This is a genomic window from Kibdelosporangium philippinense (genome assembly GCF_021390435.2).
Lineage (GTDB): Bacteria > Actinomycetota > Actinomycetes > Mycobacteriales > Pseudonocardiaceae > Kibdelosporangium > Kibdelosporangium philippinense.
The window spans coordinates 217,967-233,767 of the sequence record NZ_JAJVCN010000001.1 but is presented as its reverse complement, the minus strand read 5'-3'; the positions used below and the strand labels follow the sequence as shown (position 1 = coordinate 233,767).

Annotated in this window: 14 protein-coding genes; 1 reads left to right on the top strand and 13 read right to left on the bottom strand. The window is 63.7% G+C overall.

From position 1 onward, the window contains the following. Nucleotides 1-200: 200 nt before the first annotated feature. The 5 genes from LWC34_RS01120 to LWC34_RS01100 all read right to left on the bottom strand — a co-directional run bounded on the left by LWC34_RS01120 (nucleotide 201) and on the right by LWC34_RS01100 (nucleotide 5,408). On the bottom strand, nucleotides 201-1,127 hold the full coding sequence (locus LWC34_RS01120; RefSeq protein WP_233722513.1) for a hypothetical protein: 927 nt from the start codon (nucleotides 1,125-1,127) through the stop codon (nucleotides 201-203). A gap of 20 nt (nucleotides 1,128-1,147) precedes the next feature. Beyond that, entirely contained in the window at nucleotides 1,148-2,113 is a 966-nt protein-coding gene (gene add / locus LWC34_RS01115) for an adenosine deaminase (protein WP_233722512.1), read from the bottom strand. A gap of 9 nt (nucleotides 2,114-2,122) precedes the next feature. Continuing rightward, nucleotides 2,123-3,478: a galactose-binding domain-containing protein gene (locus tag LWC34_RS01110; protein WP_233722511.1), complete on the bottom strand. Its 1,356-nt coding sequence runs from the start codon at nucleotides 3,476-3,478 to the stop codon at nucleotides 2,123-2,125. Nucleotides 3,479-3,666: 188 nt separating this feature from the next. After that, a complete protein-coding gene (locus LWC34_RS01105) occupies nucleotides 3,667-3,849 on the bottom strand; it encodes a hypothetical protein (protein ID WP_233722510.1) in 183 nt (60 codons plus the stop codon). A gap of 308 nt (nucleotides 3,850-4,157) precedes the next feature. Further along, nucleotides 4,158-5,408 carry a LuxR C-terminal-related transcriptional regulator gene (locus LWC34_RS01100; RefSeq protein ID WP_233722509.1) on the bottom strand — a complete coding sequence of 417 codons (1,251 nt, stop codon included), beginning with the start codon at nucleotides 5,406-5,408 and terminating at the stop codon, nucleotides 4,158-4,160. 194 nt (nucleotides 5,409-5,602) lie between these two features. Between LWC34_RS01100 and LWC34_RS01095 the strand changes: the two genes are divergently transcribed. Continuing rightward, on the top strand, nucleotides 5,603-6,604 hold the full coding sequence (locus tag LWC34_RS01095; RefSeq protein WP_233722508.1) for a phosphatidylinositol-specific phospholipase C domain-containing protein: 1,002 nt from the start codon (nucleotides 5,603-5,605) through the stop codon (nucleotides 6,602-6,604). A gap of 59 nt (nucleotides 6,605-6,663) precedes the next feature. Here LWC34_RS01095 and LWC34_RS01090 read toward each other — a convergent pair whose 3' ends face one another. From LWC34_RS01090 to LWC34_RS01055, 8 genes are all read right to left on the bottom strand, one after another. Continuing rightward, complete coding sequence (locus LWC34_RS01090) at nucleotides 6,664-8,082, bottom strand: GH1 family beta-glucosidase (protein ID WP_233722507.1); 1,419 nt, start codon at nucleotides 8,080-8,082, stop codon at nucleotides 6,664-6,666. A gap of 21 nt (nucleotides 8,083-8,103) precedes the next feature. Beyond that, the gene (locus LWC34_RS01085; protein WP_233722506.1) at nucleotides 8,104-9,114 is read right to left on the bottom strand and encodes an ABC transporter ATP-binding protein; all 1,011 of its coding nucleotides are present in this window, start codon (nucleotides 9,112-9,114) and stop codon (nucleotides 8,104-8,106) included. Then, nucleotides 9,111-10,100, bottom strand: coding sequence for an ABC transporter permease (locus LWC34_RS01080; protein ID WP_233722505.1), 990 nt, complete (start codon nucleotides 10,098-10,100; stop codon nucleotides 9,111-9,113). The genes LWC34_RS01085 and LWC34_RS01080 overlap by 4 nt, the downstream gene beginning before the upstream one ends. A gap of 3 nt (nucleotides 10,101-10,103) precedes the next feature. After that, complete coding sequence (locus LWC34_RS01075) at nucleotides 10,104-11,084, bottom strand: ABC transporter permease (RefSeq protein WP_084428652.1); 981 nt, start codon at nucleotides 11,082-11,084, stop codon at nucleotides 10,104-10,106. Between the two features lie 73 nt (nucleotides 11,085-11,157). Continuing rightward, complete coding sequence (locus tag LWC34_RS01070) at nucleotides 11,158-12,198, bottom strand: ABC transporter ATP-binding protein (RefSeq protein ID WP_233722504.1); 1,041 nt, start codon at nucleotides 12,196-12,198, stop codon at nucleotides 11,158-11,160. An 11-nt stretch (nucleotides 12,199-12,209) separates the two neighbouring features. Continuing rightward, nucleotides 12,210-13,883, bottom strand: a complete 1,674-nt coding sequence (locus LWC34_RS01065) for an ABC transporter substrate-binding protein (RefSeq protein WP_233722503.1) — start codon at nucleotides 13,881-13,883, stop codon at nucleotides 12,210-12,212. Between the two features lie 227 nt (nucleotides 13,884-14,110). Then, the gene (locus LWC34_RS01060; RefSeq protein ID WP_233722502.1) at nucleotides 14,111-14,944 is read right to left on the bottom strand and encodes a carbohydrate ABC transporter permease; all 834 of its coding nucleotides are present in this window, start codon (nucleotides 14,942-14,944) and stop codon (nucleotides 14,111-14,113) included. Continuing rightward, the gene (locus LWC34_RS01055) at nucleotides 14,941-15,795 is read right to left on the bottom strand and encodes a carbohydrate ABC transporter permease (RefSeq protein ID WP_233722501.1); all 855 of its coding nucleotides are present in this window, start codon (nucleotides 15,793-15,795) and stop codon (nucleotides 14,941-14,943) included. Before LWC34_RS01055 ends, LWC34_RS01060 begins: the two co-directional genes overlap by 4 nt. Between the last annotated feature and the right edge of the window lie 6 nt (nucleotides 15,796-15,801).

The following is a 15,801-nucleotide window of genomic DNA, read 5'->3' as shown; positions in this document are numbered from 1 at the left end:
ACGAGATGGATGACCTCGGCCGATCAGGCGGAATCCGCCTGCCGAGTGCCAATGATTTCCGGACAGTACACCCTCCGGAATCAGTTGATCACTGGGGTGCGGCTGAAGTTGATCAAGCGCACGAATCAGCACAAGCGCTGGCACCACAACGGTTTCCGCAGATCAACCGATGCTTTGCCGATCAGCGGAGTTCAGGTGAACTACTTGGGCTTCAGCGCGGCGAGGACCCTCTCACCGACGGGTTCCTGGCCAAGGTCGAAGACGAGGTCGACAGGCACGTCGTCGCGCAGTCGTACCCGCACGTCCCTGTCGTCGAAAACCGCTGGCCGACCGGCAAACGCCGTCGGGTACTCCGCCAATGTCCGCCCAGTCTCGTCGGCACTGATATAGGCCCTCTTGCCATCGGGCAACTCATAGAAGCATCCGCTGTCGCCCGCGTACGAAGTCTTGTACCGCAGGGTCTGGTTGACAAACGTGCACAACTGTTCCGCCTGCACGGGTTGTGCCAGATCGTGGAACTGTTCCGGCATCAGTCCGGTCGGCTCGATCAGCAGGCCCCGGCCTGGATCAAACCTGATCAGATCCGATTCCTTGGTCAGTACGGGCAAGATCCGCTCGAGGTAGTCCCGTGCGTGCTGCTCGCTGTCTCGCGGCGCCTTGGCCAGCAGGATCGCCCACTGGTTGGTGATCTCACTGGTGCTGCGGATGTCCGCGATGGGCAACCGGAACACGACCGTGTCGCCGACGTCCTGATAGGTCTCGACATCCCGGCCAGCGATCTTCGTATTGCCGGTGAACTCCTCCGAAGTCGGCTGCTTCAGTATCAGTTCGAGCACCTTCGTGGCTTGCTGATCGGCAATCCGGCAGGTCCTGGCCTTCCCGCTGATGTCAGGCTCGTAACGGACAAACACCTGGTGCGGCGGCGTCAGCGGGGAGCACAGGATGCGTGACGCGGTCTCCGGATGGACATAGCTCAAGGACACGCCACCGGACACCAAGAGTTGGCGCGGCGGAACCTCTTTCACTGTAATCGTGCTGGTCGGAGTAGGCGGCGGTGGAACGGGAGCGGGCGCCTCGGCGGCGCAACCCGTGAGCAGGACAGCACAAACCACGAGCCAACGCTTCATGAATCCCCCCAAGGCCACTGTCAGGGGATTCTGGCACACCACGATTCGATCGCCGCGAGCGTTTTCGCCTTGATGTCGCCGTCAGCGGCGGATGCCGTGATGGAATGCCTGGCGATCGCGGCGAGTTCCTTGTCGGACAAGCCAATCGCGGTCCGGGCGATGGCGTACTGCGCCGTCACGTTCGCACCGAACAACAACGGATCATCGGACGCGAGTGCGACCGGAACGCCCGCGGCCAGAACCTCACGGATCGGCAACGATTCATAGGACGCTACCCCGAATGGCGGATAGGACGTCGGGCAAACCTCAAGAGCCACTTGATGTTCGGCCAAATGGCCGAGCGTCTCCTTGTCGCGCATCGCGGTGATGCCGTGGCCGATCCGCTTCGCGGAAAGTCTGTCCACACACGCCCGGACGTGCCAGGCGCCCTCGTAGAAACCGCCGTGCGGCACGGACATCAGGCCAGCGTCGGTGGCGATCCGGCAAGCCTCGACGAAATCGTCGACGCGGCCACGGCGTTCGTCATTGGACAGACCAAAACCGACCACTTTGGTATACCGGACCGCCAGCCGGGCAAGCATGGTCGCGTGATCGCCTGGTTGGGCCCAACTTGACGCGATGATCAGGCCGCAGGGTTTGCCTGTCATCGCGTCCAGCGCGACCTCGACCACGGGCTCGTATCCGCCGAGCAGCGGCGCGTACGAGGTGGGATCCAGCTGGATCTCCAGCCACGTACACCCGTCGGCGAGGTTGTCCTCGATCGATTCGGTGATGATCCGGTGGATTATCTCGGCGGTTCGGACCACGGCGCGCCGGGCGTCGTACCGCTCCTGGAACGCCTCCCACACCTGTGCCTCCCCCATCGGCAATGGCGGAGGCACAGTCAGTCCGTGGACCGCGGCCAGCTCTTCGAGCGTGGCCTGCCGCATCCCACCGGTCAGATGCAGGTGCAGGTTCGCCTTCGGCAGTTCCCGGAGATCATCCACCGCACCACACTAGGGGCAAGCCCCGAACACATCCATCTCCCACAGCGAGAACCCGTACGGTGTCGCGCGGGATATCCCGTTCATCCGGACGTACCGGGCCGTGCCGGAGACGTTGAGATCCTCGATCCCGCCTGCTCCAGCGTTTTGGGTGAAGGCGTTTGTCCATGTTGAACCGTTTGTGGACAGTTGGATGGTGTACGCCCTGCCGTACGCGACCTCCCAGTTCAACCGGACCCTGGTGATCTGCTGGCTGCTGCCGAGGTCGATCTGCAGCCAGTTGGGCTCGTTGTGCGCCGAGGACCATCTGGTGCCCGTATTGCCGTCGACCGCGAAGGCCGCCGCTTGGTTCGGGCTCTCGATACTGGACGCCGCCACCGACCGGTTGCGTGAGATCAACGGGCCACAACTAGGTGGCGGATTCGGCGGTGGAGTGCCACCGCGCGTGTAGACCGCGACGTAGTCAACCAACATGGGTCGCCCGGGAACCGTTGCGGCGACCGGAGTTCCGCCGCCTGCCAGCGCGTTCGGAAACGCTCCACCCATGGCCACGTTGAGCAGGATGAAGTAGCCAGCGTGGCTGGTCATGTTGTTCCACGTGCCCGCGTCCATCTGGTTCTGGCTGACCTGGTGGTACTGCTGGCCGTCGACGTACCACCGCAGCTGGTTCGGGCTGATCGACCGGTCCCATTCGAAGCGGTACGTGTGGAACGCGGACTGGCAGGACGAGCCTGGGCACGCGCGATTCGCGCCGATGCCCGTGGTCTCGTTGCAGGGTCCACCCGGGCTCACTCCACAGTGGAGCACACCCCAGACTGCGTTGATACCGTTGACGTTCTCCATGATGTCGTACTCGCCGATGCCCGGCCAGTTCCAGTAGTTGCCACGATAAGGCGCGCCGAGCGCCCAGAATGCGGGCCAGTAGCCGAGTGCGGCCTGGCCGGTGACGTTCGGCATCTGGATGCGGCCTTCGATCCGCAGCACGCCGCTCGCCGGTGCCTTGAAATCAGCCCGGCGGGTCTCGATGCGTGCCGATGTCCACGCCCCACCGCCGTCCCGCAGCGGGGTGATACGCAGGTTGCCCGCGCCGTCGTGCGCGAGGTTGGAGGTGTTGCGGGTGTAGTTCTGGATCTCGCCGGTGCCCCAGTTGGCGGGGCCGCCCGGATAGGAGTGACCGGTGTCGATGATCCAGTTGTTCTCGTTCGGCAGTGTGTTCGCGCCGCCGGTGAAATCGTCGGCCCACACCTGCGTCCACCCCGCGGGCGGCGGCGGCAGGGCGGCCTGCGCGGCGTCGAAGTGGATGAGTAAGGAGCCGATCAGTGCGCTGGTCAGTGCGATGGCCCTGACCTTCCGACCGTGTCCAGCCATGGACTTACCTTTCCCTCGAGACGTCGTTGACCCTTGGGATGAACGGGCGCAGGGAAATGCCCGGTGAGAGCGCTCTCACCGGGCATTCTGGGACTCGGTCGAACGTGTGTCAAGGGAGGTGGCCGTATGGACCTGCCACCAAGAAGGGGCTGGATGACGCCACAGTCGACCAGCCCCGTCCGGTGACGTCACTCCGTCCAGGGACCCGCGTAGATGAAGAGATCGGGGGCACGCAGGTCAGCCGCTGCGTGGTACGTGGAACCAATGCCGCACAACGTACCCGTACTGATGTTCGATCCGTCGCGCGGAGAAGTCGCCTTCACCTTCTCGGACTGGTTCTTGACCACCGCGATGGTCTCGTCGCTCAGCATGTTCTTTCCCTCGGCGTGATAACAGAGTCGGCCGTCCCCTGACCACTGCCACAGGATGAGCGTCCGGCCGTAGGCCTTCGTCTCAACGACCGCCCGGTATGTGTCCGCCTGCGCTGCGGGCGTCGCGAATCCCTCTCCTCAAGTGCCCGTTAGGCCAAATGGCCTAATCAGGACGCACCTTATCGGCAGGGGCCCTTCTTGGCAGAAACAGCGGCACGCTTTCAGCCACGCCTGAACACACACCGCCGACCAGCCCGGATCCGGGGTACTAAGACATTCTTGTCAGCACCGAATTCGATATCCGAAATTCACTCCTCGAGCAATCCGAGTTCGTGTGCGACGACCAACGCGGCCGCCTTCCGGTGTACCCGCAACTTCCGGAACAAGTTTCCCTGCAGGTTCTCGACGGTCCGCACCGAAATCCCAAGCAGTCGCGCGGTCTGTTTGGTGGTGTGACCCTGGGCGATCGCGGACAGGATCTCCTGTTCCCGAGGGGTGAGTGCGAGCTGCCATCGACGCGATTCACCGCCGGGCGGCCCAAGCACCGCACGCGAATACGCGGAACTGATCAACACGTATCCCGCGTTCGCTGCCTCCACAGCTGGCGCGAGTAGATCGTCCACTATGGACGCGGCCAGGATCGTGACGCCACTTGCGGCAGCTTGGGTCAGCAAGTGCTGCTTGGGTTCCTGACTCGTGATGACCACGATGCCTCTTGCCGGTGGCGTATTCCAGCTCGACGCCGGTGGATCGATCAACACCGTCACTGCGGTGTCGTCCTTCGCGTCGCCTTCGGTGCGTTGCTTGGGTACGGCATGTTTGTCGAGCACGGTGATGTGGTGTTTTTCGAGGACTTCCCTTGCCCGGTCGGCGATCGGGTCGTCGGTGCGGTCGAGCACGACCCGAAGGCCGGGTCTTCGGTCTTGCGGCAAACCGTCAGTTCGCGCCGGTTGCACCTGCGACAGCAGGCCGAGGCGGACCGCGCTTGCCGCCGCGTGTGCCTGGCTGTGGACGCCCAGTTTGGTGAAGATGCGCTGCTTGTGGTTCTCCACGGTGTGCGGGCTGATCCCTAGTTCCAGTCCGATTTGCCGTGGCGGGTAACCGGCACAGACGAGGTAGAGGACTTCGAGTTCGCGCTGGGTCAGCGCGTCGCCGCCGCCTCGCTTCGCCCGTGCTGTCTCAATTGCCGACGATGGCGCCCTGATCGCCGCAAGCAACGGTTCGAGGCCACCGGAGTACGGCACCAAAGCGCTCACTCCGGCTTCATAGGCCCGAATCACGTGCGCTGTTGTCAAAGATTGGTGCATGCCAATCATTCGCATCAACCTGCCGGGCGGCAGCAGCAGGGAAACGAGTCGATCGTTGCTCCATCTGGGCGCGTCCGCCTCGAACAGCGCGACCGTCGGCCGCCGCAGATCGCACAGCTGGATCAGTTCCGGCCCCGACGCCGCGGTGCCGAGCAAGGCGATATCCGGCTCGCGCGCGAGGTTCGCGGCGAGCATTTCGCGGAACAACCGGTTGTGATGCTGCAGGACAACACTGAGAACGGTTTCCACCATGGCCCGACCCCCGGTCCGTTTCCCGCATCATGGCACAACCAAGGGTTTACGAACAGATCGGAACATTCCCACCAATTGTATACGCCGAACGGACCGAATGTCGGACAAGTATCCTTTTGATCTTGACTGGGTGTACCGGTATCCGTTCTATATCGGGTTCAAGGTTGTAAATCGGCTTAGCCTTGGGAGACTCGATGAAGCGCTTGGCGCTGACGTTGGCCGCCGCGGTAATGATCACCACTCCCCTGAGCGCGCAAGCCGCCGATGCCTCGATCGCGGGCATTACCGGCGTCGGCGTGCACAATGCTTACGAACAAGGCACCTTTCCGTGGCTGGTGGACGCGCTGCAGTCCGGCGCGTCCATGCTGGAGCTGGATGTCTGGCAGAACTTCCTTGGCAACAGGCGCTATCAGGTGAGCCACGAGCCATGGGCGGCCGCGAACAACTGCTCGTCCGCGACGACGTTCAGTGGATTACGGTCAGGTTCGCGTAACCAGAGCTTCGAAGCCTGCCTGCGGAACATCAAGCTGTGGCACGACCAGAACCCGAACCACGCGCCGCTGATCTTCAAGCTGGAAGCGAAGAACGGCTACGACGGCCGCGGCGGGTTCGGCGCGGCTCAGCTTGACGCGTTGATCGCATCCTCCCTCGGCGCGGGAAATGTGCTGAAACCGGCTGATGTCAAGGGAAGTCACGCAACACTAGACGCAGCCGTGAAGGCAGGGGCGTGGCCGAGCCGGGAAAGCCTGCGTGGCAAATTCCTGTTCACGTTGATCACCGGCGCGTTCGAGGCCGGAAACCCCTTTGACAACTACGACACGCATCACGAGTACGCGGACTACCTGACCGGGCTCGGTGGCAATCTCAGCTCGGCCATGATGTTCCCGACCATCAATGGCGCTTCTGCCACGGATCCCCGGGTCGGCGACAACGGCGGGACGCGAGCGCAGTGGTATGTGACGTTCGACGGCGACGCCAACGGCTGGTTCGGCGGTGACACAAGCTTTTACACCGGCAACAACTATCTGCTGACCATGGCGAGTGTCCACAATGTCGCCCCGACGATCGACGGTCGCAACCCGACTGTCCAACAGGGACAGGACAAGGTTCGCCAGGCTGCGGCCAAGGGCGCCACGGTCGCGTCGAGCGACTGGAACAACCCGGCGATCTTGGGCTTCACCGTGCCAAGGGGCTAAAAAACCTCGTGAGTGGTTAGCCGTGTTCTAACCCGGATAACCACTCACGAGGCTTCAACTCAGTGGCCGCGGACTCGCTTGATTGTGTCGCGGTACCACAGTGCACTCTGTTTCGGTGTGCGGACTTGGGTGTCGTAGTCCACGCGGACGATGCCGAACCGCTTCTCGTAGCCGTAGGACCACTCGAAGTTGTCCAGCAACGACCAGGCGAAGTACCCGCGCACGTCGGCCCCCGCCTGACGTGCACGCGCGACCGCGCCGATGTGGGTGTTGAAGTAGTCCACCCGGTCGAAGTCCCGCACGAACCCGGCGGCGTCCGGCTCGTCTTCGAATGCCGCGCCGTTCTCGGTGATCACCATCGGCAGGCCCGGGTAGTCCTTGGACAGCCGGACCAGCAGCTTGGTGAACTCCTGCGGCACGATCTCCCAGCCCATCGCGGTCACCGGGTGACCTTGTGGGATGGAACGCTCGATGGGGTTGCCGTCCGAGTCTCGATCCTTGCCGTTCTCGTCGAGGCCCGAGAAGACGTGTCCACTGTAGAAGTTCACACCGAGCACGTCGATCGGTGCCGAGATCACGCTGAGGTCGCCTGGCCGGACCGGGATCCGGATACCGCGGGCCGCGAGGTCCTCGACCACATCAGCCGGGTAACGACCGTGCACCAACGGATCCATGTAGATCCGGACACCGAGTCCGTCGGCGCGGCGGGCCGCGGCGATGTCCAGTTCCGAATCCGTCGCGGGCTCCGAGGTACCCATGTTCAGCGTGATGCCGAGCTCGATCGGCTTCGGGGCCGCGGCACGCATCCGTTGCGTGGCAAGGCCGTGACCGAGCAGCAGGTGGTGCACCGCCGAGATCGCCGCAGGCATGTCCTGACGGCCAGGTGCCTGGCGGCCGTTGCCGTACCCGAGCATGGCCGAACACCACGGCTCGTTCAGCGTCGTCCACGTGTTCACGCGGTCCTTCAGCTGATCGAACACCAGCATGGCGTAGTCGGCGAACCGGTATGCGGTGTCCCGCACCGGCCAGCCGCCTTCGTCCTCAAGCTCCTGCGGCAGGTCCCAGTGGTACAGCGTGACCCACGGATCGATGCCCTTGCCGAGCAGTTCGTCCACCAGCCGGTCGTAGAACGCGAGCCCGGCGTGGTTGACCGGGCCACGACCACCTGGCTGCACGCGCGGCCACGCCACCGAGAACCGATACGTGTCGACGCCGAGTGAACGGATCAGCTCGACGTCCTCCGGCATCCGGTGGTAGTGATCGCAGGCGACGTCACCGTTGTCGCCGTCGTGCACCATTCCCGGAGTACGGCAGTACGTGTCCCAGATGGAGGGTGTGCGCCCGTCCTCGTCATACGCGCCTTCGATCTGGTACGCCGAAGTCGCGACACCCCAACGGAATGAGGACGGCAGCGTGTCGATCGGATCGGTACTGTCCCTGATCTCGGGGGTTCCGACGGTTGGCACAGTTGTATCCATAGGTCTCCTTGTCAGAACCAACTAGTGGGTGGGATGCAGCCAGCAGGCCACCGTGCGCTGCTGAGCAGTGCTGATTCCTGCTGGATGGGTCTCGGGAATTCCCAGTACCGGCAGGTCGGTCGCGCACGGGTCGAAGGCCTTGGGGCAGCGTGGATGGAACGCGCAGCCGGTCGGCATGGCGCGCAGATCCGGCGGAGAGCCGGGGATACCGGTCAGTTCCCTGCGTGGCCCACGCAACGCGGGGAACGAGTGCAGCAAACCGTCACTGTAAGGGTGCAGTGAGTCGCGGTAGATCTCCGCGGCCGGTGCCTCTTCGACGATCCGGCCGCCGTACATGATCGCGATCCGGTCGGAGAACTCGACCAGCAGCGAAAGGTCGTGCGTGATGAACAGCACCGAGAAGCCGAGCCGTTCGCGCAGTTCGATGATCTGGCCGAGGATCTGGCGCTGGATCACCACGTCCAGTGCCGTGGTCGGCTCGTCCATGATCACGATGCGTGGATCGAGCGCGAGCGCCATCCCGATCATCACGCGCTGGCGCATCCCGCCCGACAGCTGGTGCGGGTACGCCTCCAGCCGGTCAGCCGAGATCCCAACCAGCGACAGCATCTCCTTGGCCCGGTCGAGCCGGGAGCGTGGCGTCGAGCCAGGGTCGTGCGCCTTGATCACGTCGGTCATCTGGGTCGAGATCTTGTGCACCGGGTTGAGCGAGTTCATCGCGCCCTGGAACACGATCGCGGTCTCGGCCCAGCGGAACTTGCGCAGCTGCGCGTCGGACATCCGCATGATGTCGGACATCTCGCCGTTTTCCGCGTGGTAGATGACCTCGCCACCGGCGATCACACCCGGCGGCGGCAACAGCCTGGTCAGTCCATATGCGAGTGTCGACTTGCCACTGCCGCTCTCGCCTGCCAGGCCGAGCACCTCGCCCCGGTGCAGAGTGATGTTCACGTCCTGGACGGCGTGCACGGCCTCGTCACCGAGTCCATAGTCGACGTCGAGGTTCTTGATTTCGAGCACTGCGTCGCTCATGCCGAATCCTTCCGGCCAAAGCCGAGCACGGGCGTGAAGCCGACCCGCATCCGGACGGTGTTGCCGTCGACCGTCTTGACCTTCGACTTGCCGTTGCTGCGCAGCCGGGGGCTGACGAACTCGTCGATCCCGAAGTTCAGCAACGACAACGCGGTTCCCAGCAACGCGATCGCGAGACCGGCCGGGACGAACCACCACCAGGCGCCCTGAGCGAGCGCCTGCTGGCCCTGGGCCCAGAACAGGATCGTGCCCCAGTTCCAGTTGTCACCACTGGTGTTCACGCCGATGAACGCCAGAGTGATCTCGGAGGTGACCGCGAAGATGACCGTGCCGATGAAGTTCGACGCGATGACCGCGGTCAGGTTCGGCATGATCTCGAAGATGATGATCCGCCACGTCTTCTCACCGGTCGCCCGCGACGCTTCGATGTAATCCCTGCCCCGCAACGAAAGCGTCTGGGCTCTGAGCACACGAGCGCCCCACGCCCACGACGTCAGCCCGATCACGAACGCGATCGTGATGTCTGTGGTCTCCGGCAGGATCGACGTGATGATGATGATCAGCGGCAGCGCCGGGATCACCAGGAACACATTGGACAGTGCCGACAGGCTCTCCGCCCCGGCCCCGGAGAGATACCCGGACGTCACACCGATCAGCAACGACAAGACCGTCGCGATCGCCCCAGCGAGCAACCCGACGAGGATGACGCTGCGGGTACCGGAAACCAGCTGACTGAAGACGTCCTGACCGAGATGCGTCGTGCCAAGCCAGTGCGCCGCGGACGGCGCCTCGACCAGCGCGTTCGACCGCGCGGACGGATCGTACGGCGCGATGAGCGGCCCGATGATCGCGAGCAGGACGAAGAAACCCATCATCCCGAGGCCGATCGCGGCTTTCGGGTTGGCGACGAACCGAAGTCTGCGCCGCTTGGCCTTGACGGGTGCGGCGGCGACCGGTGTCGCGTCCACAACAGACGGTGTGGCCATCCCTCAGCCCTCCCTTCGGGTACGCGGGTCCAGCAGCATGTACGCCAGGTCCGCGACGAAGTTGGCCAGCAGCACGGACAACGTGATGATCAGGAAGATGCCCTGCAGCAACGGATAGTCCTTGGTACCGACACCCTGGAACAGCAGGAAGCCGAGTCCGGGGTAGGAAAAGACGATCTCGACCAGCAGCGTGCCACCGACGATGAAGCCCAGTGACAGCGCGAAGCCGGACACGTTCGGCAGCAACGCGTTGCGCGCCGCGTAACCGACCATCACTCGGCGCTCAGGCAGACCCTTGGCGTGCGCCACCGTGACGTAGTCCTCGGACGCCACCGTGACCATCATGTTGCGCATGCTGAGGATCCAGCCGGCCATGGACGAGATCAGGATGGTGAACGCGGGCAGCAGGCTGTGCTGGATCGCGCTGCCGATGAACTCCATGTCCCAGCCGGGCGTCAACCCGGTGTCGTAACCGTTGCTTGCCGGGAAGAAGCTGTCCGGTCCGGTCAGCAATGCGATGGCGATCAGGCCGAGCCAGAAGTACGGAATGGACGACAGGAACGTAGTCACCGGGATCAGCGCGTCGATCCACGACCCGCGCCGCCACCCGGCCAGTGTGCCGAGCCCGGTGCCGATCAGGAAGCCGATCACAGTGGTGATGCCGACGAGCAGCAGTGTCCACGGCAGCGCCTGGCCGATCACCTCACCGACCTGGCTGGGGAAGAACGTGAACGACATCCCGAGGTCGCCGCGGAACAGCTGGCCCCAGTACTTGAAGTACTGCGAGAGCAGGCTTTCGTTCTTGTCCAGTCCGAAAAGGATGTACAGCGACTGGATCGAGTCGCTGGTCATCTGGCCGCGGGCCTTGGTGATCAGCGACTGGACCGGGTCACCCGGCATGACCCGTGGAATGAAGAAGTTCAGCGTGATCGCGGCCCATGCCGTGAAGACATAGAAGAAAACGCGTTTGAAGAGATAGCTCATGCGTGCTCCCCGCTGTGAGCAAGCCCGTCGCATGAGCCCGGCACTGCGTTGAATGATTCGCTCGCAGGCTCGCTCATGGCTTCTCCTCCGACGAGTACAACCAGCAAGCCGCGAAGTGCCCTGGCCCGTCACCGATCTCGAACCGTGGCGGCAGTTCGGTCTTGCAGCGATCCATCGCGTGCGGGCAGCGCGGGTGGAACCGGCAACCGGACGGCGGGTTGATCAAGCTGGGCGGTTCGCCCGTGCCCCGGTCCTTTTCGCTCACCGCGTGCGCGGCGATCTGGTCGGGATCCGGCGCCGAGTCGATCAACAGCTGCGTGTACGGATGCGCGGGCCGCTGGGTGACGGTCTCGCTGTCACCGCCTTCGACGATGCGCCCCGCGTACATCACGATCGTCTCGTCGGCGAAGTACCGCGCCGACGCGATGTCGTGCGTGATGTACAGGATCGCCAGGTTCAGGCGTTCCTTCAGATCCCGCAACAGGTTCAGCACACCGAGCCGGATCGAGACGTCCAACATGGACACTGGCTCGTCGGCGAGCAGCGCCTCTGGGTCCGCGCCGAGCGCACGAGCGATCGCCACGCGCTGGCGCTGGCCACCGGACAGCTCGTGCGGGAACTTGTCGATGTAGCGCTCGGGCGGCGTCAGCTGCACCCTCGACAGCAGATCCGCGAGCGCCTTCTCCAAGTCCTCTTTGGTCTTGCCCGCTCTGCCATGGATCTTGAGCGCCCTGGTCAGGTGGTACCGCACGGTGTGCACGGGGTTCAGTGACGCGAACGGGTCCTGGAAAATCATCTGGACCCGCTTGGAGTACGCCCGGAACTTCTTGCCGGACTTCACTGAGACCGACTCGCCGTGCAGCTTGATGTCACCGGAGGTCCGGCCGTAGAGCTGGGCGAGGAGCCTGGCCACAGTGGACTTCCCTGAACCGGACTCGCCGACGAGTGCGGTCACCTTGCCACGCCGCAGAGTCAGGGTGACGTCGTCGACCGCCCTGACCACTTTGGTCACTTTGGAAAGCACCTCCCGGCCGCGCTTGCGGACCGGGAAGTGCTTGGTCAGGCCATCGGCCTCCAGAACCACCTCGGTGGTCTCGGAGGCCGACGCCTTCATACTGCTCGCTGTCATGAGGCCGTAGCAGGCTTGAGGCTCATGATGATGTCCAGCGCGTTCTCCTGCGTCGGCTGCGCGGGAGCGTAGTTGTTCTGCTCGTCCGGCCAGCCGACCCAGTTCTTGGTGCTGTACTGGCCACCCACGTTGCCCTCGGAGGTGATGATCATCGGCATCTCGTCGACGAAGATCTTCTGCAGCTCGTTCATGGCCGCGCTGCGAGCTGCCTCATCGGTGGCGTTGGCGTAGGTGTTGAGCGCCGCGGTGGCGGTGTCGTTCTGGAACCGGCCGTAGTTGCCGTTGATGCCACCGGTGCCGATCGGCTTGTAGAGCGCACCGTCCATGATGGTCTGGTAGATGTCGTACGGCGTGTTGCCGTTGTTCGTCCACCGCATCGAAGCACCGAAGTCACCGGTGTCGATGGCCTTGCCCCAGGCATCCTGGTTGATCTTGTCGACCGTGTTGTCGATGCCGATGCCCTTGAGGTTGTCCTTGATGATCTCAAGGTTGGTCACGTAGTCCGACCAGCCGGACGGCACGATCGAGCGCAGGGTGACCGGCTTGCCGCTCGGGTCGAGCAGCGTCTCGCCCTGGTATTTGAAGCCGTTGTCGGTCAGCAGCTTCTTGGCACCCGCGACGTCGATGGCGTAGTTCTTGCCCTTGAACTCCGGCGCGATGAACGGGTCACCCGCTGGGGTCGGGATACCCGTGATGTTCTCGATCTTCGGGTAGAAGTAGCCGGCCTCGCCCTGGGTGAAGATGTCGTCGCGGTTGACGACCATGCTGACCGCGCGGCGCAGGAACTTGTTGTTCCACGGCTCGACCTTGGTGTTGATCACCAGGCCGTGCACGCCGAGCGCGGACGGGAACCACAGCTTGTAGTGCTGCGGGTCCTTGCTGGTGTAGACCGCCTGCGGGTTCGGGATGAAGACATAGCTCCACTCCGCCTGGCCGGTGGCAAGAGCCGTGGTCTGCGCCTGGTTGTCGTTGTAGGAGGTGTAGCGGATCTCCTTGACCGCCGGCGCCTGCTGCCAGTATCCCTCGCGGGCGACGACCGTGACCGTCTGCGGCGTGAAGGTCTTGAGCGTGTACGGGCCGCTGCCGATCGGGTTCTTCACCGTCTCGGTGGCCGGCGACGAGAACGTCGACCACTGGTGCTTCGGCACGATGAACTGCTCGAAGATCTTCTTCTGGTAGACGAACTGCGAGCCCTCGAAGCCAAGCGTGACCTTGTTGCCCTCGAAGCTGATGTCCTTGTACTTGACGCTGTCGATGTTCAGGCCGGGGTTGTCGCGCAGCAGCTGGAACGTGTAGGCGACGTCCTCACCGGTCAGCGGCTTGCCGTCGGACCACGTGACGTTGTCCCGGATCGTGAAAACGATCTTCTTGTAGTTGTCCGACCACTCCCATGAGCTGGCCAGCCACGGCTTGGTGACGTCGTTCGCCCGGATCTCGTTGTACATCACGAGGGGCTCGTAGATGGCCCGCATGTATCCCGACTGGCGGGCAGCCGACGTGTTGACGAACGGGTTGTTGTTCTCCGTCTGCGGGCCGTTGGGCATGCCAACGTTCAGCACAGTGGTCGAGCCGGCGTTGCTGGTCCCGCTGTTGCTGCTGCTGCAGGCGGCGAGACTGGCCATCGACAGGATGCCAGCGAGGGCTAAGGCGGCGGTGCGCTTGGCTCGCATGGATCCTCCTTCGTGGTCTTGGTTCGGTCGTTGAACTACTCGGGCACAGCTTTGGGACAACTCGAGGGCTTTCAACCCGGCCTGCGGCGGGGCCGGGGACGTGCATGGACACGCTCTCACGTTCGCCGGTCGCGATCCGGCCAATGGGTGGGAGTCAACCGCGTGGCCAGGGTCACGTCAATAACGAGCAGGTTACGAAATCACCCTTAATTTTAGGCGTAAAGTAATCATTGCTTCACCGATCCGCTCACCAAGTCGATCCGCCAGTACCGCTGCAACGCCAGGAACAGGGCAATAACCGGTAGGACGGACAGCAATGTACCGGTGATGACCAACGAGTAAAGCGAAGCCTCTGCCGCCCCGTGCCGCAAGAGGCTGTACAGCCCAACCGTCACCGGGAACTGACTGTCACTGGTCAGCATCACGAAGGGCAACAGGAAGTTGTTCCAGATGACGATGAACTGCAGCAGGAAGACGGTGACCAGTCCTGGCGCCATCAGCCGCAGGCCGATCGACGTGAACAGCCGGAACTCCCCCGCGCCGTCCAGCCGCCCGGCTTCGAGCATGGAATCAGGGACGGACGCGGCGGCGTAGATCCGGCACAGGTAGATGCCGTACGGGTTGAACAGCTGTGGCAACAACACGCCAATGAACGTGTCCGTCAGGCCCACTTTGGACAGCAGCAGGTACTGCGGGATGGCGAGCACGATCTGCGGCAGCAGCACGCCCGCCAGGATCGTGTTGAAGATGACCCGTCGTCCGAAGAACTCGTATTTGGCCAGCGCATATCCCGCCGCGGCCGAGACCAGCGACGCGATCACGCCGCCGACCAGTGCGTACAGGAAGCTGTTGAGCATCCAGCGCCAGAAGATCCCGTCCTGGTAGGCGGTCAGATCCTTGACGTTGGTGACCAGTCCGCCAGTGAACGACGGCAGATACGTCGACGTCGAGAACAGCTCGGCTGGCGATTTCGTAGCGGCGATGACGATCCACAGTGTCGGCGCGAGTGTGTAGATGGCGCCGAGCAACAGGCCGATCGTGGCGAAGTTGATCCTCCTCATCGGACACCCCGCTGCACGACCTTGGCCGCGACAAAGGAAACGACCAATGCGACCACAGTGAACAGCACCGAAGTCGCCGCGGCACTGTAGATGTCGGAGTCCACAAAGGCGTCTTTGTAGATCTTCATCATCGGTGTCCACTCCGACGAGATCGCATTGGACAGTGGCCGCAGCGTGAACGGCTCGTTGACCAGCTGCAGCGCGGCAAGCACGCTGAACAGCGTGCACATCGCGATGGCCGGGCGGACTAGCGGGACCTTGATCCGCAGCGCCATCTTCAGTTCGCTACAGCCGTCAAGGCGCGCGGCTTCGTAGACCTCTGAAGGGATCGACCGCAGCGCGGTGAATATGACGATCATGTTGAACCCGGCCGCGCCCCACACCACCACGTTGGCCACGGAGAAGAAGACCGACGTGGGCCCGAAGAAGTCGCCGCCGACCGGGCTGGTGGCAGGCAGGTAGAGAAAGCCCCACAACAAGGTGGCGATCACGCCAGGGACCGCGTACGGCAGGAAGATGGCCAGCCGGGTGAACCTGGTCAGCCTGGTCCTCGGAACATCAAGCAGCAGCGCGAAAAGCAAGGCGAGCCCGACCGTGAAGCCGACGGTGATGAGGCCGACGAGCAGCATCCGGACGACGCTGCCGAGCAGCTCGGGATCGGCGAGCACGCCCTGGTAGTTGTCCAGCCCGACGAACACCACGTTGCTGCCCGCGGCCAGCAGCCCGCCACTGACCTTGCGCGCCTGGAAGCTCAGCACGAGTGCGTAGATCCCAGGCGCGACAACGAACAGCAGGAACAAGACCACCGCGGGCAACACGAGGAAGTAGGGCAAGCCCTTGCTTTTCCGCATGCTGCT